Origin of the sequence: Agromyces indicus (assembly GCF_031432295.1) — a bacterium.
In the GTDB taxonomy this organism is placed as follows: domain Bacteria; phylum Actinomycetota; class Actinomycetes; order Actinomycetales; family Microbacteriaceae; genus Agromyces; species Agromyces indicus.
The window spans coordinates 219415-246233 of record NZ_JAVKGS010000002.1 but is presented as its reverse complement, the minus strand read 5'-3'; the positions used below and the strand labels follow the sequence as shown (position 1 = coordinate 246233).

At 71.0% G+C, this 26819-nt stretch carries 33 protein-coding genes; 22 read left to right on the top strand and 11 right to left on the bottom strand.

Annotated elements, in window-relative coordinates:
* Positions 1-300: 300 nt before the first annotated feature.
* From RH861_RS07410 to RH861_RS07395, 4 genes are all read left to right on the top strand, one after another.
* Positions 301-1458, top strand: a complete 1158-nt coding sequence (locus RH861_RS07410; RefSeq protein ID WP_310520475.1) for a hypothetical protein — start codon at positions 301-303, stop codon at positions 1456-1458.
* Positions 1455-1958: a hypothetical protein gene (locus RH861_RS07405; protein ID WP_310520474.1), complete on the top strand. Its 504-nt coding sequence runs from the start codon at positions 1455-1457 to the stop codon at positions 1956-1958. The genes RH861_RS07410 and RH861_RS07405 overlap by 4 nt, the downstream gene beginning before the upstream one ends.
* Before the next feature lie 965 nt (positions 1959-2923).
* Positions 2924-3382 (top strand): hypothetical protein, encoded by a 459-nt coding sequence (locus RH861_RS07400; protein ID WP_310520473.1) that lies wholly within the window; start codon positions 2924-2926, stop codon positions 3380-3382.
* Positions 3383-3487: 105 nt separating this feature from the next.
* A complete protein-coding gene (locus RH861_RS07395; RefSeq protein ID WP_310520472.1) occupies positions 3488-3943 on the top strand; it encodes a hypothetical protein in 456 nt (151 codons plus the stop codon).
* A gap of 86 nt (positions 3944-4029) precedes the next feature.
* Here the strand turns inward: RH861_RS07395 and RH861_RS07390 are convergent, their stop codons facing one another.
* From RH861_RS07390 to merB, 3 genes are read right to left on the bottom strand one after another with little or no spacing between them, the layout of a single operon-like run.
* A complete protein-coding gene (locus RH861_RS07390; RefSeq protein ID WP_310520471.1) occupies positions 4030-4626 on the bottom strand; it encodes a DnaJ family domain-containing protein in 597 nt (198 codons plus the stop codon).
* A 45-nt stretch (positions 4627-4671) separates the two neighbouring features.
* Positions 4672-5109, bottom strand: coding sequence for an alternative ribosome rescue aminoacyl-tRNA hydrolase ArfB (gene arfB / locus RH861_RS07385; RefSeq protein ID WP_310520470.1), 438 nt, complete (start codon positions 5107-5109; stop codon positions 4672-4674).
* 59 nt (positions 5110-5168) lie between these two features.
* Positions 5169-5834, bottom strand: coding sequence for an organomercurial lyase (merB, locus tag RH861_RS07380; protein ID WP_310520469.1), 666 nt, complete (start codon positions 5832-5834; stop codon positions 5169-5171).
* Positions 5835-6030: 196 nt separating this feature from the next.
* Between merB and RH861_RS07375 the strand changes: the two genes are divergently transcribed.
* Entirely contained in the window at positions 6031-7689 is a 1659-nt protein-coding gene (locus tag RH861_RS07375; RefSeq protein WP_310520468.1) for a thiamine pyrophosphate-binding protein, read from the top strand.
* A gap of 84 nt (positions 7690-7773) precedes the next feature.
* Positions 7774-8016, top strand: coding sequence for a DUF1653 domain-containing protein (locus tag RH861_RS07370; protein ID WP_310520467.1), 243 nt, complete (start codon positions 7774-7776; stop codon positions 8014-8016).
* 10 nt (positions 8017-8026) lie between these two features.
* On the opposite strand, the gene RH861_RS07365 is transcribed toward RH861_RS07370, so the two are convergent.
* From RH861_RS07365 to RH861_RS07350, 4 genes are all read right to left on the bottom strand, one after another.
* The gene (locus tag RH861_RS07365) at positions 8027-8821 is read right to left on the bottom strand and encodes a ZIP family metal transporter (protein ID WP_310520466.1); all 795 of its coding nucleotides are present in this window, start codon (positions 8819-8821) and stop codon (positions 8027-8029) included.
* 97 nt (positions 8822-8918) lie between these two features.
* Positions 8919-9779: a M23 family metallopeptidase gene (locus RH861_RS07360; protein ID WP_310520465.1), complete on the bottom strand. Its 861-nt coding sequence runs from the start codon at positions 9777-9779 to the stop codon at positions 8919-8921.
* Between the two features lie 120 nt (positions 9780-9899).
* A complete protein-coding gene (locus tag RH861_RS07355; RefSeq protein ID WP_310520464.1) occupies positions 9900-10859 on the bottom strand; it encodes an HpcH/HpaI aldolase/citrate lyase family protein in 960 nt (319 codons plus the stop codon).
* Entirely contained in the window at positions 10856-12277 is a 1422-nt protein-coding gene (locus tag RH861_RS07350; RefSeq protein ID WP_310520463.1) for a cation:dicarboxylate symporter family transporter, read from the bottom strand. Before RH861_RS07350 ends, RH861_RS07355 begins: the two co-directional genes overlap by 4 nt.
* Positions 12278-12458: 181 nt before the next feature.
* Here RH861_RS07350 and RH861_RS07345 point away from each other — a divergent pair, with 181 nt between their 5' ends.
* The 3 genes from RH861_RS07345 to RH861_RS07335 all read left to right on the top strand — a co-directional run bounded on the left by RH861_RS07345 (position 12459) and on the right by RH861_RS07335 (position 15760).
* Positions 12459-14099: an ATP-binding protein gene (locus RH861_RS07345; protein WP_310520462.1), complete on the top strand. Its 1641-nt coding sequence runs from the start codon at positions 12459-12461 to the stop codon at positions 14097-14099.
* Complete coding sequence (locus tag RH861_RS07340) at positions 14092-14838, top strand: response regulator (RefSeq protein ID WP_310520461.1); 747 nt, start codon at positions 14092-14094, stop codon at positions 14836-14838. The genes RH861_RS07345 and RH861_RS07340 overlap by 8 nt, the downstream gene beginning before the upstream one ends.
* A 103-nt stretch (positions 14839-14941) precedes the next feature.
* Entirely contained in the window at positions 14942-15760 is an 819-nt protein-coding gene (locus tag RH861_RS07335; protein WP_374760962.1) for a DedA family protein, read from the top strand.
* 33 nt (positions 15761-15793) lie between these two features.
* On the opposite strand, the gene RH861_RS07330 is transcribed toward RH861_RS07335, so the two are convergent.
* Together RH861_RS07330 and rdgB are read right to left on the bottom strand one after the other, a co-directional pair.
* Entirely contained in the window at positions 15794-16723 is a 930-nt protein-coding gene (locus tag RH861_RS07330) for a cation diffusion facilitator family transporter (RefSeq protein WP_310520460.1), read from the bottom strand.
* 80 nt (positions 16724-16803) lie between these two features.
* Positions 16804-17418 carry an RdgB/HAM1 family non-canonical purine NTP pyrophosphatase gene (gene rdgB / locus RH861_RS07325; protein WP_310520459.1) on the bottom strand — a complete coding sequence of 205 codons (615 nt, stop codon included), beginning with the start codon at positions 17416-17418 and terminating at the stop codon, positions 16804-16806.
* A gap of 22 nt (positions 17419-17440) precedes the next feature.
* Here rdgB and RH861_RS07320 point away from each other — a divergent pair, with 22 nt between their 5' ends.
* The 9 genes from RH861_RS07320 (at position 17441) to RH861_RS07280 (ending at position 23566) form a co-directional block, all read left to right on the top strand.
* Positions 17441-18886 (top strand): recombinase family protein, encoded by a 1446-nt coding sequence (locus RH861_RS07320; protein ID WP_310520458.1) that lies wholly within the window; start codon positions 17441-17443, stop codon positions 18884-18886.
* Between the two features lie 544 nt (positions 18887-19430).
* Entirely contained in the window at positions 19431-19676 is a 246-nt protein-coding gene (locus RH861_RS07315; RefSeq protein WP_310520457.1) for a hypothetical protein, read from the top strand.
* Between the two features lie 162 nt (positions 19677-19838).
* Positions 19839-20570, top strand: a complete 732-nt coding sequence (locus tag RH861_RS07310; protein ID WP_310520456.1) for a hypothetical protein — start codon at positions 19839-19841, stop codon at positions 20568-20570.
* Positions 20571-20766: 196 nt separating this feature from the next.
* A complete protein-coding gene (locus tag RH861_RS07305) occupies positions 20767-20934 on the top strand; it encodes a hypothetical protein (RefSeq protein WP_310520455.1) in 168 nt (55 codons plus the stop codon).
* 596 nt (positions 20935-21530) lie between these two features.
* Complete coding sequence (locus RH861_RS07300) at positions 21531-21743, top strand: hypothetical protein (RefSeq protein ID WP_310520454.1); 213 nt, start codon at positions 21531-21533, stop codon at positions 21741-21743.
* Between the two features lie 91 nt (positions 21744-21834).
* Positions 21835-22524 (top strand): hypothetical protein, encoded by a 690-nt coding sequence (locus tag RH861_RS07295; protein WP_310520453.1) that lies wholly within the window; start codon positions 21835-21837, stop codon positions 22522-22524.
* A complete protein-coding gene (locus RH861_RS07290) occupies positions 22524-22646 on the top strand; it encodes a hypothetical protein (RefSeq protein ID WP_310520452.1) in 123 nt (40 codons plus the stop codon). The genes RH861_RS07295 and RH861_RS07290 overlap by 1 nt, the downstream gene beginning before the upstream one ends.
* The gene (locus RH861_RS07285) at positions 22643-22879 is read left to right on the top strand and encodes a hypothetical protein (RefSeq protein ID WP_310520451.1); all 237 of its coding nucleotides are present in this window, start codon (positions 22643-22645) and stop codon (positions 22877-22879) included. Before RH861_RS07290 ends, RH861_RS07285 begins: the two co-directional genes overlap by 4 nt.
* Positions 22880-22996: 117 nt before the next feature.
* Positions 22997-23566, top strand: coding sequence for a hypothetical protein (locus RH861_RS07280; RefSeq protein WP_310520450.1), 570 nt, complete (start codon positions 22997-22999; stop codon positions 23564-23566).
* Positions 23567-23819: 253 nt separating this feature from the next.
* On the opposite strand, the gene RH861_RS07275 is transcribed toward RH861_RS07280, so the two are convergent.
* Positions 23820-24488, bottom strand: a complete 669-nt coding sequence (locus RH861_RS07275) for a hypothetical protein (RefSeq protein WP_310520449.1) — start codon at positions 24486-24488, stop codon at positions 23820-23822.
* Positions 24489-24534: 46 nt separating this feature from the next.
* Between RH861_RS07275 and RH861_RS07270 the strand changes: the two genes are divergently transcribed.
* The 3 genes from RH861_RS07270 (at position 24535) to RH861_RS07260 (ending at position 26273) form a co-directional block, all read left to right on the top strand.
* Entirely contained in the window at positions 24535-24924 is a 390-nt protein-coding gene (locus tag RH861_RS07270) for a hypothetical protein (RefSeq protein ID WP_310520448.1), read from the top strand.
* The gene (locus RH861_RS07265; RefSeq protein ID WP_310520447.1) at positions 24924-25250 is read left to right on the top strand and encodes a hypothetical protein; all 327 of its coding nucleotides are present in this window, start codon (positions 24924-24926) and stop codon (positions 25248-25250) included. Before RH861_RS07270 ends, RH861_RS07265 begins: the two co-directional genes overlap by 1 nt.
* A 117-nt stretch (positions 25251-25367) precedes the next feature.
* Positions 25368-26273 (top strand): restriction endonuclease, encoded by a 906-nt coding sequence (locus RH861_RS07260; protein WP_310520446.1) that lies wholly within the window; start codon positions 25368-25370, stop codon positions 26271-26273.
* 19 nt (positions 26274-26292) lie between these two features.
* Here RH861_RS07260 and RH861_RS07255 read toward each other — a convergent pair whose 3' ends face one another.
* Positions 26293-26472, bottom strand: a complete 180-nt coding sequence (locus tag RH861_RS07255) for a hypothetical protein (RefSeq protein ID WP_310520445.1) — start codon at positions 26470-26472, stop codon at positions 26293-26295.
* A 79-nt stretch (positions 26473-26551) separates the two neighbouring features.
* Between RH861_RS07255 and RH861_RS07250 the strand changes: the two genes are divergently transcribed.
* Positions 26552-26791 carry a hypothetical protein gene (locus RH861_RS07250; protein ID WP_310520444.1) on the top strand — a complete coding sequence of 80 codons (240 nt, stop codon included), beginning with the start codon at positions 26552-26554 and terminating at the stop codon, positions 26789-26791.
* The last annotated feature ends 28 nt before the right edge of the window (positions 26792-26819 follow it).

Below are 26819 nucleotides of genomic sequence, written 5' to 3'. Positions count from 1 at the left end.
GGCGCGGTCGTTGGCTTGCACGATCGACGGTCTCGAATCGGCGGGTACGTCAGAGGCACGAGCGAAGGCGCTGCGATGCATGGGCTGCTCAGGCAGGTGCTGGTCGAGCCTGGTGGGACGCCGCGGGTGCGGATGCAGCACGAGCTCCGATCGGCGCGCGTGTCACGCGCCGCGGAGGCCCAGGCCGTTGCGTCTTCCCCGAACGTCACCCGCCTCCGCAGGCCATCGAAACGCGGCTAGCGGAAATCTGGCCCAACCAGATCCCCACAACGTCCGCGCCCGGCCCTACTATGTGGACTCATGGGGGACGCGCGTAGCTCGAATGCCAAGCGCATTCGCCTCACGGGCGAGCGCTTCCGTGGCGGGCGCCTGCCTATTGACTCGCTGATTGAGTTGCAGCGCTACCAGGACGCAATCCGGCGTCTAGCAGAGCACGAGTGGTACCACGATCACCCCGACGAGGCGCTGCCGGCGGACTTCGATGAGTCCGTGAGCCTGACGATTGAACGGATCGGCGACGGCAGCGCCGACGTCTTTCTCGCCTTCGAACAGCATGCGGCGTATGTGCAGTACCAGGAGGAAGCTCGAGACGCCGTAGATGCGACAATCGCGGCCGCGTATGCCGGCGAATCACTTCCCTACCTTCCATCACTGCCAAGGGACGCGGCAAACGAGGTCCGAGAAGAGCTCGCTCGCATAGGCGAGACACTCGAAGCCAATCAGGCGATCGAGTTCTTCGCATACGGAGAAGAAGCGCCTCCCGTGATCATCACGACGGAGACTAGGCCACGCGCCCAAGCGAACCTGATACTTACCGACTTCCTAAGCCCGCCTGATGAACTCGCGCCGCCGTCGACGCTCGAGACGCGCCAAGAAAGCCTCGTGGGCCGCGTGACCGCCGTGGACGCAGATTCCACGCGATTCGAGATGCTCACGAGCACAGGCAGGGTGCATGGCTGGTATCGAGATAATGTCGCGCTACTCGAAGACCTGAGGGCCGTGCTCAACTCGGCCGAGGAGGGACCCCTCACCCGAGTGACTGGCGAGCTGCAATTCAAGAACGGCGAGCCTACTCGCTTCTGGAAGGCGTCTCTCATAGAGAGATTCGAGTTTGACGAATCACCGACGGGTGAACGCCTCACTCAGTTCGCGATGCTTCCGAGCGGATGGGAGGACGGAGAGGGCAATCAGATCTCGTCCGTCGCGCTCGAGGGAGCCCAGAGTGTGCTTCGGCAGATCGAGCACGCCGGTCTGCCCTTACCCGGCTTGTTCCCGACCTCGGAAGGTGGTGTCCTGCTCGAGTGGGCGGACCTGTCATCGGTGATGAGTATCGAGGTGCTCGAAGACGGCGCGTTTGAGCTCTTCCGGCTGGTGGCCGACGAGCGACACGGCACGCATTCCGAAACCAAGAACGCCGAGGATGCCGTGTGGTTCATCATGGAGGGTTACCGACGATGAATGATGTCGACGTTGAACTCCTGGACGGCGAGTGCTTGATGACCGACGCCGACGAGCTGATCTTCCGCCAGATCACCGATCGGATGATCGATGGAGACAAGATCAACACCGAGGCGTTCGGACCGCAGACAATTGACAACGGTATGCCTTCGTTCTCCCGCTCCTCGATCGTTAGCGCCCAGGAAGCCCGGGACTGGCACACCCTCAACGCGCGCCGGCCATCAGTTGCGGTGTATGCAGTGACGGTGGGTGAAGTGATCGACGGTGGGCGCCACACGGTCGACGATGCCGGCGCTCCCGCCGAACCTGGATCGGTGCGCGCTCCCGGCCACTGCTTCGTGGACTACCGAGGACTGAACCGGCAGCGGCGCAAAGAGCTTCGCGCGCACCTGTACATGTGCGCAATGAGACGGCGCGAGATCCCAACACGCGCCACGACCCCCGTAAGTCAGCTGACCTTCGGCAATCGTGACAACACGACTGACAACACTCGACGCTGACTCGAAACCATCTAAATAACTGGACGCGGCCCTAGATCCCTGTGAATTCGCGGTTGTTGGCCCCCTCTGCCGTACCCGCGGGGGCTTGAGTAGGGTTCAAGTCCCACCTTCGGTCCTAATTCTCGCGAGTGGGAACAGCCGCACTTCAGCCCGGCAGTCGCTTGGTCATCGATGGAACGCAGAACGACTCCCCCGACGTCCGTCCGGGAGGGGCAGCTGTTGCGATTCGCGGTGCATAACGGCAGCATCACTGCGAGCTCTGGCGGTCATGTTCGGACTGAAAGAGGCGGCACACTGCCCGGCGCGGTCGATCTTGGTTGGACCACCCAGGATGCTTGCATCAGAGGTCGCACCATCCGCCGGCATGGCCTAGGCACCAGTACCGATCTTCTTGGTGCAACGACAGATCGATGCCAACGCGAGCGCATGTACCGCGGGTGAAGGTAGGAGGCTACCGCTCACCTAGGAGCAAGCTACGCAAGGCGGCGGCGTTACGCCCGCAATCGGTTGGTCAATGTGTCGGGCCCTCTCGGGCAGCAGAGCTCACTGTCAACGAATGCGCGAATGATGAGAGATGCTCGTTCGACGCCACACTTCACCCGCTGCGTTGACCGTCTGTGTGGAAGCCGCTCGCGTGGGTGGTTAGGCCGGTGAGAAGTGGGCCGGTTTCGCTAATGGCACCGTTGAAGGCAAGGCGGTCCCAGACGCATCGGCCGACCCCCTCAAGATAAATCGGCGTTGGCCGCCCGCGGACCACGAGGCCGACCAAACTTCCTCAAGAGGCAGACATCGATTATCGACTCTGGCTGACTTGCCTTGCTGAGTATGTCGGCCCACCCGTCGGTTATCACCCTGCGCCGTCGTCTTGGGCGAGACCTCGGAGCGCACCTCTTCCCGAGGCTCGCGGTGTCGGCGTCCCCTGCTATTTGGGACCTGTTCCGACTCGCACCGGGGAGGAGGGCACCGTGTTCCGAGCCGCTACAGGCGCTGTTGCAACCGCGCTCGCGCTCACTCTGATCGGATGTGCGGAAGGGCCGTCGCCCGAACTCGGCAGTGGGGCTGACGCACCGTCCGCTCAGACCTCACTTTCGACGAGCACCGCAACCCCGACACCGACCACAGATCTGATGGCGGGGCCTCTCACCGTCGACATGATCCAGGCGGCGTACTGGCCGGAACCGCAAACGTACGAGAACTGGCTGGATCACCTAACGGAACTCCGCGACGCTGTCGTCCGTGACTGCCACTCGAGACTGCAGCCCTTCAATATCGAGTCTCTCGAGGACATGCACGCGGAAGATGTCGCGAGGCTCGCGGAGAAGACAGGCAAGGTTGAGGGCGAGGACGCTGTGTTCTTCTTTCGCTGTACGCCTACTTCGTCCACATGGAGTGCTTCCCGGACAGCGACCTACCTGATGATCTGACCGAATCAGGCCCTTTGTCCTACAACTGACCCCATGCCCGGCGTACCGTGCACCGCAGTAGGACGCACTGCACCCGCAGCCGCCCACCGTCACTTGGAGGGCACCATGCACCGCACGATCGCCGGCGCAGCACTCGCTCTGCTGCTCGCAGGCTGCACCGCAGGGGGAGGGCAAACCGGTTCGGAGGGCACACCGTCGCCCGAACCGGTCCGCACTGCTGAATCGTCCGCGACTCCGTCACGAACCCCATCCGAACTACCCGACCAAGCGGCCGGAGATGAACCGATCAGCCAAGCCATGATCGAAGCAGCCCGCGGGCTGAACGCCACCACGTACGAGGCTCTCGCCGCGGCCTACAAGGTGCTGCACGAGGCTGCCCAGCGGCACTGCTACCCCGTCCTGGACGCCACAGGGGACCTCTCCTACAGCGCCGACATGGAAGCGGAGTTCGCCGAAGAGTTCACGCGCATCGCGCAGAGCACCGGACCGGTGTCGGCGAAGGACAAGCTTGAGCTGGGCTACGCCACCTCCGTGGCGGTGTTCTGCGGACCGAGCACCTGACCCGGCCTCCGCCACGGCCGCGTATGACCGCCCGCATCGCGCATTCACCGACTGGGCGAGCAGCCGGCACGGCCGCGTCACCCGGCTCAGTCGCGGCGACGCCACCACCTCGACCGAGTCGATCGTGCCGCCTGCTCCTGGCGTTCGCGCTCATCGGCCGCACGCCGGTGGCGCGCCTCGCGGCGTTCGCGCCAGGCGCGGACCTCACGGTCGGCATCGCGAGTCGCGGTGACGACGGGCGGCCCGCCCATCAGTTGGCGGCGCGCCTCGATCACGCGTCGGTTGAAGTCCTCGATCGCCTCGCGGACCTCCGACTCGCGATGCATCCGGTCGAGCCGATCGTCGAGTTCGGCGTCCTCCACGCGGAGGGTCAGCGCGGGCGGTCCGAGTCCGGTCAACTGCTCGCGCTCGATCTTCCGACGGATCCACCAATCCGCGTCATGCCGCCCGCTCAGTCCCTCGAGCGGCTTCCCCGCGCCGGGCAGGTTGTCGAACTCCCCGCGTCGGATGGCCTGCTGGATGACGTTCTCGACGTACGCCGCGCGTTCGGCCGCGTTGGACCAGCGGGGACCGTCCGGTGCACGCTCGGCCAGGTCGGGGTCCTCGCCGCGGGCGAGGGCCTCCTCTCGGGCGAGGCGATCCGACCGGTACTGCGCCGCGGCGCGCTGGGGATCCTCGCTCATCCTCGACCTCCTCGCGGCGACGGGCGTCCGTCTTCCACGATACGTTCAGTCCCGGGGTGGGCGCCGCAGTCGCTTCACGTCGGTCCGGCGCCTCTTCGCGTCCAGCCGCCGTTCCTTCGCGCCGCGGCTCGGCTTGGTCGGTCGCCGCGGGGGCGACGGCGGGCGCAGCGCCTCGGCCACCACCTCGGCCAGGCGAGCACGCGCCGCGTCCCGGTTGCGCAACTGCGCGCGGTGCTCGGACGCGGCGATGGTGAGCACTCCGCCGACGAGGCGATTCCCCAGTCGTTCGACGAGGCGTTCCCGCTGGACCGGGGAGAGGACGGCCGACGCCGCGACGTCCCACACGAGTTCGACCCGGGAGTCGGCGGTGTTGACACCTTGACCGCCGGGACCGGACGACCGCGAGAACCGCCAGCCCAGCTCCGCCTCGGGGATCGTCAACGCCGCGTCGACGCGAAGACCGGGACGGTGGGCGGCGGGCATGCCACCATCATCCACCGCCCGATGGCGCCCGTGGCATCCGTGACCGACCCCCGGCCCGCTCAACTCCCCCAGAACGGCCCGGTCAGCCCGACGCTCGCGAAGTACTCCCGCGCCTCGGCCGGCTCGCGGCGGCGGTAGGGGGAGTCCAGGCGGCCCTCGTACCAGCGCGCGGCGAGCCGCCAGAGCGTCGGCAGGTCCATGACGTACCCCCGCTCGTTGCCCGTACGGGAGAGCCAGGCCTCGACGCAGTCCTCGGAGCAGAAGATGCGCTGGTGCGAACAGGTGTGCACCACGTCGTCCCACACGTGCGCGACCGGCACCAGGAAGTGCGCGACCTGCGGCGCGTCGGGTTCCTCCGTCCGCGAGACCGTCCAGGCGTGCGGGCTCCCGCACGCGGGACAGGTCGTGGCGATGAGCGCGTGCGGCTCGTCGGGCACGAGGTGCGGGATCGCGAACGCATCCCACGCGCAGCCGCCCCACCAGATGGTGCGTCCGCCCATGACCGAGAACCCGAAGCTGCGGGTCGCGAACGGATGCGCGAGCACGATCCGGTGCTCCTCGTCGAACACCACGTGCCGCGCGGCCGCCAGGCGTTCGAGGGCACCGGCGACCTCGGCCTCGCTGAGCGAGGCGTGGGCGGCGAGGGCATCGTGGGCGGGCATCCGCCCGCTCGCGGCGAGCCCGCGGTAGACAGCGAGGCGGACCGCCTCATCGCGATCGTCCATGCCTCGAGTCTGCTCCCGAGCCGCCTGCGACCGCCAGTCCGACGCGTCACCTCGTCGCGGGCCGATAGGATCGGCACGTCGAGGCGCCCGACGCGCCGGTGCTCGGAAAAGGGGCACGAAGCGACGCAGCCGTCCGGCTCCTCGCGAGACACATACGGAACCCTTCCCCGTCCGTCATGTCTCGAGAGGCTTCGCCATGCCCACCGTCTCCGCGCACGTCGCCCGCACCCTCGCCGCCCACGTCGACCACGTCTTCGGGGTGATGGGCAACGGCAACGCCTACTTCCTCGATGCGCTCGAGCGCGAGACGGATGCCGCGTTCGTCGCCGTCCGCCACGAGGTCGGCGGGGTCGTCGCCGCCGACGCGCACTTCCGGGCGTCGGGCCGGCTCGCCGCGGCGACCGCGACGTACGGCGCCGGGTTCACCAACACGCTCACGGGCCTCGCGGAGGCCGTCCAGGCGGGAGTCCCGCTCGTGCTCGTCGTCGGCGACGAACCCACCTCGGGTCCGCGGCCGTGGGGCGTCGACCAGATCGCGCTCGCATCGGCGGTGGGCGCGCGCACCTACACGGTGGGGCGAACGGATGCCGCGGCGACGACGGTGATCGCGATCGAGCACGCCCTGTCGTACCGGGTGCCGACGGTGCTCGCGATCCCCTACGACGTCGCGTCGTTCGAGGCGGGCGATGTGCCGCCCACCGTGCCGCTCCGGCTGCCGGCGCCGCTCGAGCCGGCGGGCGACTTCGGCGCGACGGCGATCCGTCGCCTGGCGGAGCGGCTCGCGATCGCGGAGCGGCCGCTCCTGCTCGCCGGCCGAGGCGCGTGGCTCGCCGGTGCCGGTGCGGCGCTGGGCGAGCTCGCCGCGGCGACGGGCGCGCTGACGGCGACCACGGCGCTCGGACGCGGCATCTTCCCCGACGCGCGCTTCGACCTCGGGGTGGCGGGCGGCTTCGGCGCGGAGGGCGCGATGGAGCTCGTGCGGGAGGCCGACGTCGCGGTCGTGTTCGGCGCGTCGCTCAACCAGTTCACGATGCGGTTCGGCGAGCTGTTCGCTCCGGGTGCGCACGTGGCGCAGGTCGACACGGCGCCCACGGCGACGCATCCGCACGTCGGTGCGTACGTCCGCGGCGATGCGGCGCTCGTGGCGCGGGCCCTCGTCGCCGAGCTCGACGCCACCGGGGCGTCGCGAACCGGCGGCGGATGGCGCGAACGCGTCGACGTCGCGGCATCCGTTCGGCACGACCCCGGTACGGGCACCGCCGAGGAGGGCCGGCTCGACCCGCGGTCGGTCGCCGCGCGGCTGGCCGAACTGCTGCCGGAGGACCGCGTGGTCGTCTCGGACGGCGGGCACTTCATCGGCTGGGCGAACATGTACTGGCCCGTCGCCTCGCCCGACCGGATGATCATGGTCGGAACCGCGTTCCAGTCGATCGGACTCGGCTTCCCGAGCGTGCCGGGCGCCGCGGCGGCGCGGCCCGACGCGACGATCGTGCTCACCACGGGCGACGGCGGCGGCCTCATGGCGCTCGCCGATCTCGAGTCGGCGGTGCGCACCGCGGGCGGGCGGGGCATCGCCGTCGTCTGGAACGACGCCGTCTACGGCGCAGAGGTGCATGTCTACGGCGCGAAGGGCCTCGCACCCGAGCCGATGCAGATCCCCCAGGCCGACTTCGCGGGACTGGCCGCGGCGGTCGGCGCCGAGGCCGTCGTGGTGCGCGAGCTCGCCGACCTCGACCGGCTCGCCGAGTGGGCGGCGGAGCCCGTCGGCGAGCGCCGGTTCCTGCTGCTCGACTGCCGGGTCTCCGATCGGGTCGTCGCGCCGTACCAGCGGGAGATCCTGCACGCCAACCGCTGAGGGCGAGCGCACCTCGACCCCGCCTCGCACCGTCGGCCGCGGCGTCGGGGATGAGCGGGCCGCGGCATCCGTACCATGGGGCGGGTGACCGCCCCCGAACCGACGCCGGACATCGAACCCGGCCTGTACGAGCACTACAAGGGCCCCCGCTACGAGGTGCTGACCACCGCCCGGCACAGCGAGACGGAGGAATGGGTGGTGGTGTACCGCCAGCTGTCCGGCGATCGCGGCACCTGGGTGCGGCCCGCGGAGATGTTCGCCGAGACCGTCGTGCACGAGGGGCGCACCGTGCCCAGGTTCCGCCGTATCGCCGAGCCCGACGGCTGATCGCCGGCGGTCAGGCCAGCGAGAGCACGAACGACAGCACGAACCCCGCGGCCGTGCTCATCGCGACCGCCGGACCCCCGTGCTCGTACGCCTCGGGCATGATCGTGTCGGCGAGCGAGGCGATGACGGCGCCGGCGGCGAACGCGAGCGGCAGCGAGACGGTCTCCGGGTCCGAGTTCGCGAGCGGCCCGGCACCGACGACCACCGCGATCACGAGGAGCACCGCGCAGCCCGTCCAGAGGCTCAGGATGGAGGCGGTCGAGCGCCCCTGCGATCGCATCGACGACGCGCCGACGAGCGCCTCCGGCAGGTTCGAGACGAAGATCGCCGCGAGCAGCGCGAGCCCCCCGGAGCCGGCGGCGCCCAAGGAGACGCCGAGGGCCAGGTTCTCCGGCACCCCGTCGAGCGTCACCGCGGCGAGGAGCGCGAGGCCGGCCGTGCCGCGGGTCGACGCCGACGTGGGCGGCCGGTCGGACGCCGCGGCATCCGTGTCGAGCTTGACGCTCCCCTCGATCTCGGCGGTCGGCTTCGCCCGCCGCGTCGGCTGCGCCCAGCGGTCGAGCAACGCACTCAGCCCGGTGAAGACGACGGCGCCGGCGAAGAGGCCGATCGCGGCGCGCACGATGCCGCCCTGCTCGTAGGCGTCCTCGAAGAGCTCGAAGGCGAGCGCGGTGATGAGGGCGCCCGCCGCGAACGACAACAGCATGGCCAGCAGGCGCTTCGGGAACGTGACGCGCACGCCGAGGAACGCGCCCAGCAGCAGTGCGCTGGACGCGACCGCGCCGAACAGGAGCGCCGTGCCCACGGGCTCAGTATGGAGCGCCGCCCCGACGCCGCGGAAGTGGTTGACGGCGGCGGGTACGAGCGCCCGCGCCGTCCGGGGGCACGGACAACGGGGCGCCTCAGCGTTCGACGCCCTCCACGTCGGCACCCCCGAACTCCTCGCCGAGGCCCGCGTCGCCGCCGCGCGCGTTCAGCACCTCGATGCCGTCGACGTTGTCGACCTCGACCGACACCGGCAGCTCCGGCATCATCGGCTCGGCGCACGGCGGCTCCGGGATGTCGAGGACGGGCGGCGGCTCGATGCGGGCGCCGGTGCTCACGGCGAGCTCGGCAACGGCGCGTTCGAGCGCCGCGATACGCGCCGACTGCTGGGCGATCAGGCTCTGGTTGTGCGCAACGATCGGCAGCACGCCGTAGTTGAAGCGGCGCACGACGCCGGGGTCGGTCTCGACCGACGCCCCGGAGAACAGGCCCGCCCAGATGTTGTTCATGCGCGTCCGGTCGCTGTCGCTGAACATGTCATCCTCCACCATCAGAATCGCGGGCGCGGCTGAGGAGATCGCGAGGCGGATGAGCCCCATCGGGTCCTCGACCCGGCCCGAGAAGATCGAGTCGACGCTCCGGCCGAGCGTCGTGTGCGCATGGGCACCGGCCCATGCGGTGCCGGGCGAGTCGCCCGCACCGGCGACGTGGGCGAGCGTGTCGCCCGGTCGCACCCGCGTCCCCACCGAGACCGCGATGCCGCGCACGTGCGCCCAGCCCGCGAAGCGGCCTTCGTCGAGCTCGACGACGACGCAGCGGCCGAGCACCGATGATCGCGGCAGGCTCGCGACGCGACCCGGGAGGTAGGCCGGGATGGGCGTGCCGGCGCCGTGGATGAAGTCCTTGCCGCGGTGCCCCTGCGGCCCGTAGAACTGCGAGTTCGGCAGGATGCCGAAGGCGCCGCCGGGCGCTCGATAGAAGTCCTGCCACTCGGCCATCGCGTCCCCCCGATGTCGCGACGCATGCCGACCCTGTCGGTCGCGGCATCAGACTAGAGGATTCCTCACCTCGCGTCGTCCCCCGAGAGGGGGCTTTCGGTGCAGACGCCGACCTCGTGCTCAGTCCGCGTACGCGGACGTCGCAGAAGCGACCGCCAGGTCGAGCCCGAACGCCTCGGCCGCATCGCACACCCCGCGGGCCCGCGCGAGGCGCGGCAGGTCGCTGCCGTCGCGGATGCCGGACCGCTCGATGGTCTCGAGCACGCCCAGCGCCCACGCGATGTCGCTCGTGGACGGGCTCATCGCCTGGTGCACCGCACCCACCTGCTCCTCGCGGAGGCACAGGCGCCCGGTCAGGCCGACGGATGCCGCCTGGCGCGACGCCTCGGCGAGCACCGCCGCATCGCGGGCGACCGTCGGCCCGTCAACCGGCCCGGGGAGCCCGGCCGCCCGGCTCGTCGACACCAGCCGCGACCGCGCGTACAGCAGCGCCATGGGGTCGTCGGCGGCGCCCGTGTCGCGCCGGAAGTCGCCGCTGCCGAACGCGAGGCGGGTCACGCCGGGGGCCGACGCGATCTCCAGTGCCGACTCGACCCCGAGCGCGCTCTCCACGAGCGCGACGAGGGGCAGGGATCCCGCTCCCCCGAGCCCGTCGAGCGTGCGTCGCACGTGCGCCGCCGTCTCGACCTTGGCGAGCACGACGCCCGCGGCGAGGTCGCGGCCGCGCAGGAGCGCGACATCCGTTCGCCACTCGTCGGATGCCGCGTCGGCGATGCGCACCCACGGCCGTTCGGCGATGCCGGCGCGTTCCAGCTCGGCGACGGCCGCGGCGAGCGCACGTCGGGCCTCGCCCTTGCGGTCGGGCGCGACGCCGTCTTCGAGGTCGACCACGACGACGTCGGCCGACGACGAGCGGATGCGGTCGGCGAGCCGGTCCGCGGTACCGGGCACGAGCAGCCACGAGCGGGCGATGGCCGGTGCCACCTTCGTCGAGGTCGTGACGGATGCCGCGGCCGGCGCCGCCGGCGCGGGGCGTCCCGCGTCGACGGCGCCGGTCGTGCCGGTGACCTGCGTGCTCACCGGCGCGCTCCGGCCTTCTCGGCCTCGAGTTCGCCGACGATCGCGGCGATCGACTCGGTCGACGGACGCTGCTCGCGCTCGACCTCGGCCTGCTCGTCGGCGGAGAGGTGGTCGTCGACGCTCATGGTCGCCTCGTCGAAGGGTCGCTCCCCTGCGAGCACCGACCGCAGCTGCTCGCGGTCGAGCTCCCGGGTCCACGTGCCGACGAGGAGGGCGGCCACGGCGTTGCCGGTGAAGTTGGTGAGGGCGCGCGCCTCCGACATGAACCGGTCGATGCCGACGATCACGCCGACGCCGTCGACGAGGTCGGGGCGGTGCGCCTGGAGTCCGCCCGCGAGCGTCGCGAGGCCTGCGCCGGTGACACCGGCGGCCCCCTTCGAGGCGACCATCATGAACAGCAGCAGGCCGATCTGCTCGCCGAGCGAGAGCGGCGTGCCCATGGCCGACGCGATGAACAGCGACGCCATCGTCAGGTAGATCGCCGTGCCGTCGAGGTTGAACGAGTACCCGGTCGGGATGGTGATGCCGGCGACCGGCTTCGACACGCCCGCGTGCTCCATCTTCGCGATCAGGCGGGGCAGCACGACCTCGCTCGACGACGTCGAGACGATCAGCAGGTACTCCCGGCCGAGGTACTTCATCATGCGGAAGATCGACACCCGCGCGACGGCCCACAGCAGCGTGCCGAGCACCACGACGATGAACAGCGCGCAGGTCACGTAGAAGGCGATCATGAGCGTGCCGAGCGAGATGATCGCGGCGACGCCGGTGTTGCCGACGACGGCGGCGATCGCGCCGAACGCCCCGATCGGGGCGACCCACATGATCATGGCGAGGATCCGGAACACGAGCGCCTGGATCTGGCGGATGGCGCCGAGGATCGGCGTGCCCTTCGCGCCCATCTTCTGCAGCGCGAACCCGACGAGGAGCGCCACGAAGAGCACCTGGAGGATGTTGCCGTCGGTGAGCGACGACAGCATCGAGGTCGGGATGATGCCGAGGATGAACTCCGTCGTGGTCTTCGCCTCGCCGGTTCCGGCGTCGTACGAGGCGCCCGCGATGTTCAGGCCCTCGCCCGGGTGCACCAGGTTGCCGACGACGAGTCCGATGCCGAGTGCGAACGTCGACATGAGCATGAAGTAGAGCAGGGCGAGCCCGCCGACCTTGCCGACGGTCGCCGCCTTCGCGATCGAGCCGACGCCGAGCACGATGGTGCAGAAGATGATCGGGGCGATCATCATCTTGATCAGCAGCACGAACGCCTCGCCGATGGGCTTCAGGCCGACGGCGAACTCGGGGGCCGCGAGGCCGACGACGGCGCCGGCGACGACCGCCGCGATCACCGCGATGTAGAGGTAGTGCGACGGGTCGATCCTCCGCTTGGGCTTCGAGCCGTCGACGCGAGACTGGAGCGCCATTGCCGTCCCTGCCTTCCTTGGTCGGTTGTCGCCGGGGGCGACGAGTCGGGGTGTCGGGCCAGCATGCGCGAGCGGATGCCGCGCCATCCGCTTGTGTTCATACTGTTCGCGGTCGACGCGGCCCCGGCCGCCCCCGACGGTCGTAGGGTGAGACCGACGACGGCGTTGCGAGGAGGACACGGTGCGGCGGATCCGCGGGTGGAGCATCGCCGCGAAGCTGTTCGCGCTGCAGCTCGCGGTGATCGTTGTCCTCGCCGGGATCGCCGTCGCCCTGATCTGGGCCGACGCGCGCGCCGATGTCGAACGGGATGCCGTGTCGACGACGATGGCGGTCGCGCAGACCATCGCGAACGATCCGTTCGTGGTCGCCGCGGTGCAGGGCGACGACCCGTCGGCCGACCTGCAGCCCTATGCCGTCGACGTCATGCGCGAGGCGCGGATCGACTTCGTGACGATCATGGCGCCCGATCGCGTGCGCTTCACCCACCCGGACCCGGCCGAGATCGGCCGGGCGTACCTCGGCAACATCGACCGCGCGCTGGGCGGCGAGCCGTTCAGCGAGACGTACACGGGGACCCTCGGGCCGTCGGTGCGCTCGGTGGTGCCGATCGAGGATGCCTCGGGCGGGGTCGTCGCGCTCGTTGCCGCGGGCATCACGGTGTCCACCACGCAGGTGGCGCTCGGCGCGAGGATCGCGACCGTCGTGATCGCGGCGGGGGTGATGATCGCGCTCGGCGCGCTCGGCGCCTGGCTGCTCAGCCGCTACCTGCGACGGGTGACGTGGGGGCGCGGCGCCGAGGAGATGAGCCGCATGTTCGCGTACTACGAGGGCGTGCTGCACTCGATCGGCGAGGGACTCGTCCTGCAGGACGACCGGAACCGCGTCGTGCTCGCCAACGACCGTGCGGTCGAGCTGCTGGGACTGCCGAAGCCCGCCGGACGGGACGCCGCGCCCGCCGCCCTCGAGACGCTCGACCTCGCGCCCGCGGTCGCCGACGTGCTCGCCCGCGACGACGCCGTCGTCGACGAGATCGTGATCACGCCCACCCACGTGCTCGTCGTCGACCGCGACGTCATCGTCTCCCGAGAGCGCCCGGGCGACCGCGGCGCACGCCGCGTGGGCACCGTCACGACGCTCCGCGACCACACCCGCCTGCAGGAGCTCACGGGCGAACTCGCCACGATGACGACGCTCTCCGATGCGTTGCGATCGCAGGCGCACGAGTTCGCCAACCGCCTGCACACGATCATCGCGCTCATCGAGCTCGGTCGCACCGAGGAGGCCGTCGAGCTGGCCTCGAGCGAGCTCGCGCTCAGCCAGGCCCTCGCCGACCGGCTTCTCTCCGCCGTCGAGGAGCCGGTGCTGCTCGCCCTGCTGCTCGGCAAGGCGGCGCAGGCCGGCGAGCGCGGCATCCGCTTCGACGTCGACCTGCCCGAACGGCTCGCCGCCACGGGCATCGACCCGCGCGAGACCATCACGATCGTCGGGAACCTCATCGACAACGCGCTCGACGCCGCGGCGACGACACCCGCACCCGCGGTCGACGTCGCGATCGACACGCGCGACCGATGCCTCGTGGTGGCCGTCGCCGACAGCGGTCCGGGGCCGGCCGCGGGCGCCCGGGTGTTCGACCTCGGCGTCACGACCAAGCAGCCCACCGCCGGAGGCGGCGACCACGGGCACGGCATCGGCCTCGCCCTCGTGCGCCAATCCGTCGCGCGACTCGGCGGCGCGCTGGAGGTCGACGGGTCGCGGTTCGAGGTGACGCTGCCGCTCCCCGCGGCGGCGGCGACGGTGCGCCCGGAGTCCGCCGATGCCTGACGCGCCGATCCGCGTGCTCGTCGTCGAGGACGAGCCGCTCACCGCCGAGGCGCACGCGGCGTACGTGGGGCGCGTCGCCGGCTTCGAGGTCGTCGGGGTCGCTCACACGGGCACCGAGGCGGTGCGCGCCCTGCGCGACGCGCGGGACGCCGACGGGCGGGTGGCCGGGGTCGACCTGATGCTGCTCGACGTGAACCTGCCCGACACGACCGGCATCGAGCTCTGCCGGTCGCTCCGCGCGGCCGGCATCGAGATCGACGTCATCGCGGTGACGGCGGTGCGGGATGCCGCAGTGGTCCGCTCCGCCGTGTCGCTCGGCGTCGTCCAGTACCTCATCAAGCCCTTCGCCTTCGCGGCGTTCGCCGAGAAGCTCGGCGCGTACCGCGACTACCGGTCGCGCGTGCACGGTGCCGGAGTGACCGACCAGCAGGAGGTCGACGCGTCGTTCGCCGCGCTCCGCACCTCATCGGGCGGCGACCTGCCGAAGGGCCTCACGCGCGAGACGCTCGACCGGGTCCGAACGGCGATCCGGGACGCGCCGGAGGACGCCGGCATCTCGGCCGGCGAACTCGCCGCCGCCCTGGACCTCTCACGCGTGACCGCGCGGCGCTACCTCGAGCACCTTGCGGACACCGGGGCGGTCGAGCGCGCGAACCGCTACGGCGCGCCGGGCAGGCCGGAGGTGGAGTACCGTCGCCGGCACGCCGACGATCGGCCCGTCCGTCATCCGCTCGGTTGACTCCGGGACGACCCGGGCGTCGCGCCACCTCTCGCTCGGTAGACTGCACGGACACCACGCACCGTGACCGGCCCTCCGCCGGGTCCGTCGACAGGAGCCGTCCGTGATCCACACCGCGCTGATCCCCTGGTTGGATCCCGAGAACATCATCGGCGCGGCCGGCCCGTGGGCGCTGCTCGTGGTCTGCTTCATCGTCTTCGCCGAGACGGGCCTGCTCGTCGGCTTCCTGCTGCCGGGCGACACGCTGCTCATCATCTCCGGCCTGCTCGCGCACTCGACGCCGGCGCTGCCGAACGGCGTCTTCGGGGTCGCCGCCTGGGTCGTCGCGCTGCTCATCGGGCTCGCGGCGTTCGTCGGCGGCGAGGTCGGCTACGAGATCGGCCATCGCGGCGGGCCGAGGGTGTTCGAACGCAAGGAGAGCGGCGTCTTCAGCGTCAAGAACGTCGAGCGCACCAACGCCTTCTTCGAGCGCTTCGGCGGACTCACGATCATCCTCGCCCGCTTCGTGCCGATCGTTCGCACGTTCGCGCCCGTCGCCGCCGGCGTGGGACACATGCAGCGCGGCCGGTACACGCTCTACAACTTCATCGGCGCCGTGATCTGGGGCTTCGGCCTCACCATGTTCGGCTACCTCATCGGCTTCATCCCGCCCGTGGCCTTCCTCGTGCGCGAGTACATCGACGTGATCCTGCTCGTGGCCGTCGGCGGCACGGCGCTCGTGACCGCCTGGCACTACTTCCGCGAGCGTGCCAAGGCCCGCCGCGCCGAGCAGGCCGGTGAAGACGTCGTCACCGATGAGGACGAGGCCGAGGAGCTCGTCCTCGACCCCGACGTGTTCGACCGTCCGCCGCACTTCGACGGCGACCACGACGGCCACGGCCATCAGGGCCACGGCGACGAGCGGCCGCCCGGCGAGCGCTGACCGCGAACGGATGCCGCGTGGCATCCGCTCGCCTCACGCGTGGAGCTGCGGCTCCCGTCCGGCGCGCCCCTCGGGCTCGAGCTGGAACGTCGAGTGGGCGACGTCGAAGTGGTCGCTGAGGCAGCCGCCGAGCTCGTCGAGCAGCGCGCCGACGCGTCCCTCGGCGAACACCGCCGGCTCGACCTCGACGTGGGCGCTGAAGACGTGGGCGCCGGTCGTGATCGCCCAGACGTGCACGTCGTGCACCGCGACCACGCCGGGCGTGCCGAGCAGGTGGTTGCGGATCTCCGCGACGTCCGTCTCGGCCGGTGCCGACTGGCTCAGCACCCGCATGACGTCACGGAGCAGCATGATCGCCCGCGGCAGGATCAGGGCGGCGATGAGGAGCGACGCGATCGGGTCGGCCGCATCCCACCCGGTGGTGACGATGACCACGGCGGCGACGATGACGAGCGCCGAGCCGAGCGTGTCGCCGAGCACCTCGAGGTAGGCGCCGCGCAGGTTGATCGAGTCCTTCGCACCGCCGCGCAGCACGAACAGGGCCACGAGGTTCGCCACGAGGCCGGCAATCGCGACCGCGAGCATGGGCCCGCCGGCGACCTCGTGCGCCTCGCCCTCGCCGCCCGCGAGCAGCCGGCCGATCGCGCCCGCCGTCACGGCGACCGCCACGACGACGAGGATCACCCCGTTCGCGAGCGCGCCGAACACCTCGAACCGGCGGAACCCGTAGGTCTGGCGGTCGGTCGCCGGACGCGCCGCGACGACGGCCGCACCGAGCGCGAGGACGAGCCCGAGCAGGTCGCCGGCCATGTGCCCCGCGTCGGCGAGCAGCGCCAGCGAACCGCTGAGCAGGCCGCCGATCACCTGCACGACGAGGAACACGCCGATGATCCCGATCGCCACGCCGAGTCGGGTGCGGTTCGCGGCGTGTGCGGCGTGCGAGTGGTCGTGCGTGTGGGCCATGGTCCTTCCAGCGTAGGCGCGGATGACGCGCCCCCGCGCTGATGGGAATGAGAGCCGTTCTCGGGCGGCGGTCCCTCGCGTCAGTCGCGGCGCGCGGCCGCGATCCGCTCGAGCTCGGGCAGCAGCGCCGCGAACGCGCGGGCACGGTGGCTGTTCCGGTTCTTCACCTCGGGCGCGAGCTCCGCGGCCGACACGTCGAAGCCGTCGGGCACGAAGATCGGGTCGTAGCCGAAGCCGTTGACCCCGGCGCGCTCGGTGGCGATCCGGCCCGGCCACGTGCCGACGGCGGCGAACTCGTAGGGCGCCCCGCCCGCGGCATCCGGCACCACGAGCGCGATCGTGCAGTGGAAGTGCGCCGTGCGGTGCGGGTCGCGGATGTCGGACAGCTGCGCCAGCAGCAGCTCGAGGTTGCCCTCGGCGCCGCGACCCGGTCCGGCCCAGCGCGCCGAGAAGATGCCCGGCGCCCCGCCCATCACGTCGACGGCGATGCCCGAGTCGTCGGCCAGGGCGATGCGCCCGGTGTGGGATGCCGCGGCCCGCGCCTTGATGAAGGCGTTGTCGTCGAACGACGTGCCGTCCTCCACGGGCTCCGGCCCGTCGTAGGGCAGGACGGTCACGCCCGGCACGTGCTCGCCGAGGATGTGCTGGAACTCCTCGACCTTGTGCGCGTTGTGGGTGGCGAGGACAACCTCCATGAAAGTGCACCATTCCAATCACATGCGAGTCATCGGTTACGCCCGCCTGTCGCGAGCGGTCGACGAGTCGACCTCGATCGCCCGTCAGCGCCAGATCATCCAGAAGGCCGCGGATGCCCGCGGCTTCGAGCTCGTCGACACAGTCGAGGATAACGACGTCTCCGCCACGCGGACCCGCCTCGACCGCCCCGGCCTGAACGAGGTCCGCCGCCGCATCGCCGCCGGCGAGGCCGAGGCCGTCGTCGTCTGGCGACTCGACCGCCTCGTCCGCTCCGTGGTCGACGTCGGGATCCTCCTCGACGAGGGCCTCCAGATCGTCTCGGCGACCGAGAACCTCGACACGACGACGCCCATGGGCCGCGCCATGGTCGAGATCCTTCAGGTCTTCGCCGCCATGGAAGCGAAGACGATCGGCCTCCGCGTGAGCTCGTCGCGCCAGTACCTCCCGACCGTCGGACGCTTCCCCGGCGGGAATGTCCCCTACGGCTACCGGCCATGCCCGCACCCCGGCGGCGTCGGCCGCGCGCTGGAGCCCCACCCCGACGAGGCCCCCGTCGTGCGCCGCATCGTGGACGCCCTCCTCGCGGGCGAGCCCTCGGCGGCCGTGGCGCGCGCCCTGAACGCGGACGGCGTCCCGACGCGCTCGGCGCGGACCGGGAAGAACCCCGAGAGCCGCTGGCACCCGTCGACCATCCGCCTCATCGTCACCGGCGACGCGATCCTCGGCCGCGTGGTCTCGAAGGGCCGCCTCGTCCGCGACGATCTCGGCCTCCCCGTCGTGGCATGGCCGCCGCTGATCTCTCTCGACGAGTCCGCCCGCCTGCGCGCCCGCTTCGAGGACGACCCCGCCCGCGGCGAGAAGATCGCCGCCGGCCGCGGCCGGAAGGCGTCCCGGCTCCTGTCGGGCCTCATCCTGTGCTCGTCCTGCGGTCGGCCGCTCGTGGCCCGCAACGACACGCGCCGGAGCTCCGTCTACTCGTGCGTCTCGCGGAGCCGCGGCGTCCCGTGCGAGCGTCCCGTCTCGATCTCGGCGGACGCCGTCGAGGCCGAAGTGACCCGCCGCTTCCTGTCCCTCTTCGGCCGCTGGGACGTCGTCGAGGAGCAGCGCGTCGCCGTCGAGGACGCTCGCCTGTCCGAGGTCGAGGCCGCGATCCGCGACACGACCGACGAGCTCCGCGCCCCGGATGCCGACGTGCTCGCCCTCGTCGACCGCCTGAACGGCCTCCGCGAGGAGCGCGAGCGCCTCGCCACGCTCCGCCCGAAGGTCGAGACCGTGCGCGTCCCGACCGGCGAGACCTTCGTGCAGGCGTGGGAGTCCGCGGCCGACTACCGCGGCCAGCGCGAGATCCTCCTCTCGGCCGGCGTCGAGGTCGTCGTCGACCCGCCCACGAAGCACCCCGGCCGCCGCGCGGACCTCTCGCGCGTCCGCCTCCTGATCGCCGGCGAGGAGCGGCCGATCGCTGCCTGAGGCCCCTCGACCGCGCCGCTGAGGCCCCGCCCGGATCCTTCGCCGGCGCGGGCCTCCGGCGTCCCTGGACAGTCGTCCCAGATCAATTCCGAGGCCGTGCCATTCGTCCAGAATCGGCCCGAACAATGGGCAGACTTCGTGCCCCTGGCCCCCTCTATCTTCGAAGAGAGAAGTGGGGACGCTCCGCCTCGATTTGCCGACGCTCGTGGATCCGTCCAAGGAGAGCTCTTCGCAATGCTGGCGATCTCCTTCTACAGACCCCCTAGACGCTGGACGCGCTGCGGAGCCCTTCTCCCGCATCGGGGGTATCGCACTACGTCCCCGGCCCTGTAAGGCCGTCAATCAATCGCCTGCGGCTCCTCCGCTGGCATCATCCGACCTCGCCGCCGGCCCGTTTCTGGGGCTCCTTTCCAGCCAGCGGCGACCGAGCGCGCTCTGTCCTTTCGGCGCGCTCGGCACTGGGCGACCCGTCCTCAACGATGCGGGCGGCGTCGCCCGCTCTCTCTTTGCCCCCTTACCGATCGACCGAAAGTGAGGCCGAAGGATGACCGCCTACATCGCCCGCTGCGCCGAGTGCGCCGGTCTCTACGAGGCCCGCAACACCCGCTCGCGCTATTGCTCGGACGCCTGCCGCTCCCGCGCGAACCGCGCCCGCGTCGAGGGCCGCTCCGACGCCCTCGCCGATCTACTCCGGCGCTCCGCCGACGCCCTCGCGAACGGCGCTCCCGCCGGTGTCGTCGAGGAGCTCGTCGCCGAGGCCCGCCGCCTGACCGACGAGGAGCGCCGATGACCCCCTGAGAGCCTCTCGAAGGCCGTTTACACGCCCTCGGAGCCCCTCGGAGTGACGTTCGAGTGGTGAAGTGACGAAACAAACGCCACTCCCCCTATGTAGTCCTCCTGCTTCTTGAAGGTGCGTCTTCTGTTCACCCCACCCCGAAAGGATCCCTGCCCCATGCCGTCGACCCCCGCCACCCGAGCCGCTCGCGACCGCGCACGCCGAACCGCGGACCTCGCCGAGCGCGAGGCGACGACCCTCGCAATGCTCGGCGACCGCCTCCCGGACTACGAGCCCCGCGTCGCCTTCCCCGACCTCTGGCGCGACGTCAAGCACCTCCGCGGCATCCTGCCCCGTAACGCCTTCTACGCCTTCCTGACGACGCTCGACGGCGCGCACCTTCACGAGGATCTCCTCGTGCGGATCCGTCATCACGAGAGCGCCTCGCGCCGCTCCGTGCTGATCCGCACGCGCCGATCGTGGGAGGAGCAGCGCGCGTACCTCGGCCGCTACCTCGCCCGCGGCCGTCGTCGCCCGCCCCGGCCCGTCTCCTACAAGACCGCTCACGCCCGCGTGCGCGCCGAGCGCGGCCTCGCCTCGAACTACTCCTGTGTGGAGTGCGGCGAGCCCGCCGCCGAGTGGGCCTATGACGGCTTCAGCCCCGACGAGCAGATCGACTACGTGACCTTCACGACCGACGCCGGGATCGACCGCCGGCTCATGCTGTGGAGCCCGAACCCCGCGGACTACTCCCCGCTGTGCTGGCTTGACCACGTCCGCCGCGACGAGTCCGGCCTCGCCTTCGGCGTCGGCCCCGCCCCGTCGCCGAAGCCGCGCACCCTCCCGCCGGCCCCGCCGCTGCCCGCCGACGCCCCCGACTGGGTCCGGCGCATCGCCGCCGGCGAGTAACCCCGCACACGCGCCACGCGCCTCGCCCGCATGGCCGCCCGCATCGCTTCCACGCCCGCCGGCGCGCACTTCCTCGCCGACGTCCTGCCGATCGACGAGGAGCTCGCCGAGATGTCATCCAGGGTGTCGGAACATCAGCGCCATCCTCACCTGGCCGCAGGCGGTCGTAGCCACCGTCATCATCCTCGCCGTCGTCGTGCCTCAGGTGATCGCGCTTATCCAGAACCGCGACATCAAGCACCAGTTCAGGAACAACTCGGGCAGCACGATGCGCGATGCCGTGGACACGATCGAGAAGAAGCTCAACGCCGTTGACGACAGGCACACCGAACTGGAGCGCGCAGACGGCAAGCACCGGCAGTAGATGTTGAACTGCACGATGACCTCGCGTGCTTGTCGATGACGACGCGGATGCCGTAGGTGTGGTCGAAGATCGACTTGAAGTAGTCACTCGACATTCAAAGTGACGGCGTGGTTGTGCAGCGACATGGGGGATTGAAGGTCATAAGGTAGACACAACGAAGCGCCCGGCACACTGCGATTGTGCCGGGCGCTCGTCATTGGATCAGCGCGTCAGGTAGTGCATCACCACCACCAGCGCTGCCGGGCTCAGCCACGCCGCTGCAGCAGCTTCGTGGAGCCTGAGTCTGTAGCGGGTCTTTCTTCCTTTCTTGCCTGACCTCATGTTCACCTCCTCACGGGCCTCTGCGTCGAACGCCTCCCCCCATCCACTTGAACAGAAGAGTCCGACATCTGAGAACGCGACACGCGATGCGGCATCCGCTGTTCACACCGCGTGGTGTCCGACTGGCCTCCAAAGTCTTCATACGGGGTGGGGAACGGTTGTTCCCGCACCTCCACGTTTGCACGAAGGACCCACACCCGGCCCACCGACGAACCTGCGGCGTGTCGTTGTACCCCCCGGAGCCCCCGAGGCCGCCGCCGAGTGGCGCCGCCCTCGTGGCCGCCCGCGCCGCCTCGCGCGCTCGCGCCGACCTCGCCGAGCTTCAGCGCTCCGGCGCTCCACTCGCCGAGCTCCTCGCCACCGCCGAGCTCGTCGACTCGACGGCCCGCGACGCCGGCCGCGCCGTCCGCATGGCCCTCGGCCTCGCTCGGCGTCTCGACTACCTCCTCGATCCGCCGCCGGCCGGCACGGTCCGTGTCCGCGGCTGACACACCCCCTAGACCCCCGCGCGCCAAGCCCCGGCGAACGGTTCACCCCCGCCGGCATCCGCCGGCCCGACCCATGAAGGGACCCCGACCCATGGCAAAGTTCAACGCCTCCTTCGGCCGCGCTCGCTACGTCTTCACGACCTCGGAGCCCCCGGCATGGCTCATCGACGCTATCCCCGGCGCTCGCGACCTGCACGACGCATGGCAGGCCGAGAATGCTCGCGGCGAAGAGCTCGCCCGCGAGTGGCAGCGCTCCGGCCGCGAGCTCGCCGAGTTCCGCACGACCAACCCCCTCGCCGCTGACCTCGAACGCGCCGAGCGCGCGCACGCCGAGAAGCAGCGCGCCCTCGACGCGCAGGCTAAGCGCGCGCTGGCCGCTCTCCGGCGTTTCGACGAGCACGTCTCCGCGAACCTCGCCGAGGTCGACGGAAAGGCCCTCGCCGCCCGCGAGGCGCTCGCCGCGCACGCCGAGGCCGTCGAGGCCTACGAGGTCCTCCTCTCGGCGCTCGACCGGCGCGAGCAGGCCTTCGCGGCGGCCGGCCGCCCCGGCATTCGCGACTGGACCCGCACCCTCCGCAACCCGCTCGGCTCGAAGAAGCAGGCCGAGGAGACCTACCGCCGGATCCTCGAAGGGTTCGACCCCGTCGCCGTCGAGCGCGTCGCCGAGGGCGAGGAGGTCGCCTCGCGCGCCGCGCTCCTCGCGCAGGCCGCCGACGAGACCGAGGCACAGAACCGCCGCGTCGCCGCCGCGACCCGCAAGCGCGAGCGGGAGGGCCGCTGATGAGCCTTCCTGCACACCTCGCCCTGATCTCCACCCTGACCCGGATGGAGCTCAACCTCGACGCCGCCCTCGCCGGCGTCTCGAACCTGTCCAACCCCACCCCTGACAAGGAGACCCCGTGAAGCTCACCTATTCCGCCCTCGCCGAGATCGTCGGCGAAGCCAAGGCCGCGCACCCGATGCCCGAGGACTGGCGCGACCTCCCCGCCGCCATGCGCCGGCGCGTGGAGCGCGAGGCCCTCGCGGCGAAGCTGACGCCTGACCAGTACTGGCGCACGGTCCGCGACGCGGAGGCCGCCTCCGCTTCGGCGTCCGACGAGGCCGCCGCGATCGCGAAGGCCGTCCGCCGGCGCTAGCCACCGCACCCCCGAGGAGGCCGCAGGCCGCCCGCGCGCGGCCTCCTCGACCCCTTCCCACCCCTCGACTGTGCCGAGTGCTATAGGCCGGCACGCGGCCCGGAGAGCCGCAAAGCAATGACCACCGCCCCGACCCCTCGCCTCCGCTACGAGCACGCTAAGCGCGTCGCGTCCCGCTTCCGGCGCGTCGAGCCCTTCTCCACCGACCGCCCCGAGCAGGTGCCTGCCAAGCTCCTGCGCGTCGTCGGCGTGAGCCGCTCCGACTTCGTCCGTATGTCGCAGGCCGAGCGCCGCTCGACGCTCCGCCGAGCGCTCGCGTGGCAGATCGCCGACGAGCTCAATGCCCCGGAGCTCCGGCACGAGATCCCGACGACCACGCCCGCCGAGGCCCGCGTCGTCGACACGCCGCCCGAGACCCTCGCCACCCTCCGCGCGAAGTACCGCCCCCGCCCTCGCGTCGAGGCCGAGCCCACCCCGGCCGCCGAGTCGACGCCCCCGGCCTCGACGCCGTCCCCCTCGCCCGTCCCCGTCCCGGCGTCGCCGGCCGCTGTCGTCGCGTGCGTCGGTGGGTGCGGCCGGCTCTTGCCTGCGAAGCCCGCGAAGCCTGTCCGCGCGTATTGCCGCCACGAGTGCTTCCCGCCTCGCCCGAAGCGCCGGCCGCGCGTCCGCGAAGACTGGGAGCTCTGACCCGCGCCGCCTCGCCGGCGTCCCCGCCCGCGGGATCCCTCGCGCTCGCCCGCGCCGGCCGAGGGATCCGCGGGCCGCGGTGCTCGTCGTGCTCGGCGTGCTCGTGCTCGTCGTGCTCGGCGTGCTCCGGCGGCGGATGCCGCTCGCCCTCGTCGGCGAGGCCGCGACCCCTGGGGGCGGACTCCCTCCCCGCCCCCTCCTCCTAGACCGGTGCGGCATAGCGCGTCACGCTCCGTGCCGGCATGGGCCGGGTTTACTCCGTGGTGTCCATCCAGAATCGCCTCCCGCGGTGGTCGCGGCGAGCTTCGTAGCGAAGCCGGCGTAGGACCTCGGAGGCGCCGTCGTCGCTGGCGGAGAACCGCCGCTTGAACGCCTCGTGATCCCAATAGGATTCGGCGCGAACCGCTTGCTCCAGCGGTAGTGAGACCTCGCCCCCTCCACCATCCCGCCAGTCCTCGTACAATCGCCGGTTCTCTGCGTTCGTGCGCCGAACGGCGGCACCTTCTGCTTCGACGAGCATCGCAAGCACTCCCGGAGTCGGATCTCCGCCGAGCGCGGCCGCCACCGCGCCGACAATCGTCGCGAACCGCTGGACGTCGCCCCCGCCGCGTCCCATGAATCCCAGCGCGATTCGAGGCGGCGGCCCCTGTCCCTCTGCACCAAGGAACAACTCGACCTGCCCGACAGTGAGACCGTCCCCCTGATCCCACGACAAGAAGACGTCGTCGTCCGGGGCACCACCGATCCATAGCCAATGCGGAACCCATCCGCCAACGCGGAAGTCATGGTGAATCGGGTGCCCGGCGAAAGCCCTATCTAATGCCGCGTTGAACGGCTCGTCTGGGTCGCGGGAGACCACCTCAATCTCGAACGCCTCGCGAAACGGGTCGCCATGGACCCGGAACCAAGCCTTCAGCGCCATGGCAGCCACGGTAATGCGCCAACCGAACTAATCCGAAGGAGACACCTTGAACAACTTGTCACACCCCTCCCCACCCCGCCCTGCTGACGACTGGATCTTGCCCGAGGGTTGGACCGAGAGCGCTCGCGATCTCTTCCACGAAGTCCTGGACGAGCGGCCGGAACTCGCTGGCGCTGAGCTCGGCGCGCTTGAACAGGCCTGCGCCCTCGCGTCGGCCGCCGAGCGCCTCGACGAGGTCGCCCTCGCCGCTGGCATGATCGCGAAGGGCTCGACCGGCCAGACCATCGTCCACCCGGCCGTCGTGGAGGCACGCCTCGCTCGCACGGCCGCCGCGGCGATTCTCGCCCGCCTCGTCCCCGCCGGCGGCGCTGGCGCTCGGACCAACTCGCAGCGCGCGAGGGATGCCGCTCGCGCCCGTTGGGGGGCGAAGGCCTGATGAGACGCCCCGCCGGCGGCATCCGCCGCTCTTCGCTGACCATCGTCCCCCGCGACCGCTCCGGCGATCTCCCCGAGTGGCACCCGGCCGAGCCGCGCGGAGGCTGGACCCCGACGACCGGCCGCGAGGCCGCACGCGCCTACGCCGAGGAGATCGCCCCCGTGCTCGGCGCGGATCCTCGCCGCGTCGCGCGCTCGGCGTACCGCGCCCTGCGCGCGGCCGTACCGGCCCTGCATCACGCCGACGTGGTCGCCCGTCTCCGCGGCGAGCTCTCGCACGACGACGCTCCCGCGCATCACTTCAGCGCGCCGCCCGCGCCCTTCTGAGCGCCGCTTACGAGCCCCTCGACCTCTCGCAGGCCGGGGGGCTCTTCGGCGTTTGCACGAGCGACGCACCGATGACAAGCCGCCGAGCCTGTCGGACCTCGCCGATAGGGTCGCCACATGGAAAATGACGATCGTCTCCGGTCTACCCTGCCCACGGCGGGGCAACTGCTTAGGCACGTTGCCGACGCCCTGCGCGCCGGCGGCGGCTCCGCCACCAACTCCGAGATCAGCAAATACGTGGTCGATACGCTCGGTTTGACGGAGGAGCAGCAGGAGATCACTCGCGCGGACGGTCGCATCTCGCAGGTGGAGCAGTCCATCTCAGAGGCCAAGAGCTACCTGAAGCGCGCCGGGTTCGCCGATCGCAGCCGCCAAGGCGTCTGGGCGCTAACCGAGGCGGGCGAGCGAGCGAGCGACGACGACCTGGAGGATTCAGCCCGCGTCGCGTGGCGTCGATGGAGCGAAGAACGGAAGGCGCGCGCGGAGGCGGGCGAGAGCGTCGCCGACGATGCCACGGTGCCCGATCTCGACGACGAGACCGGCCCCTTGGGAATTGATTGGAAGCAGCAGGTAATCAGCGCTCTTCTGACCATGTCTCCCTCAGCGTTTGAGGATCTCGCCAAGCGGCTCCTCCGCGAAGCGGGATTCGTGAACGTGAAGGTCCGAGGCAGGAGCGGCGACGGCGGAATCGACGGCGAAGGCGTCTACCGTCCGCTCCCCCTCATCGGCTTTCAGGTCTACTGGCAGAGCAAGCGATACTCGGGGACCGTCTCGGCCGAAGACGTCCGAAACTTCCGCGGCGCAATGGTCGGCCGCGGCGACAAAGGCCTCTTCATCACCACGGGGACCTTTACCGGCCCCGCCCGCGACGAGGCGGCCCGCGAAGGCGCACCGCCGATCGACTTGATCGACGGGCCGGCGCTAGCGGAGCTCCTCGCGCAATACGAGCTCGGCGTTCGCCGGAAGCCCGTCACGAGCTACGAGCACTCGGTCGACGCCGACTTCTTCCAGTCCTTCTCGTGAAGCGAAGCGGCCTGCAAGTTCAGACGAGCCGCCCGTCGGCGCGGTAGGTCGCCGAGCTCCCGTCGGCGTATACGAGGATCCGCGCACTGTCGGCGTCTCGCACCTCGACAGGATCCGGAATCTCGACGACCTCGAAGGCTTCATCTGCGGCGCGCTCGGCCTCGATCAGCGCCCCTAGCATCGCATCCATGGCCGGCACTTTAGGCCGCTTCGCCGCCCGTTGTCCCTGCGTACCGCCTCACGCGAGAAGCCTCAAGAATCGACTTAGCATTGCCGCAATGAGCAGGATCCCGACCGACGAGGAGATCCGCGCCGCGGTCGCCGCGCGCCCGGACTCCGAGACCCTTCAGCAGAGCTACGCCGCCGCGGCCTACGAGGCCGCCCTCGCGGCACAGAATGCCGGCGTACCGGGAAGCATCCGCGCCGGCATCCTGATGGCCTACGCGACCGCGTGGCGCGAGACGCAGGCCGCCCTCGAAGCCGTCGAGTCCGGCGTGGAGCCGACCCCGCCCTTGTGACACACTTTGGTGTGAGTCGAGAGGACGA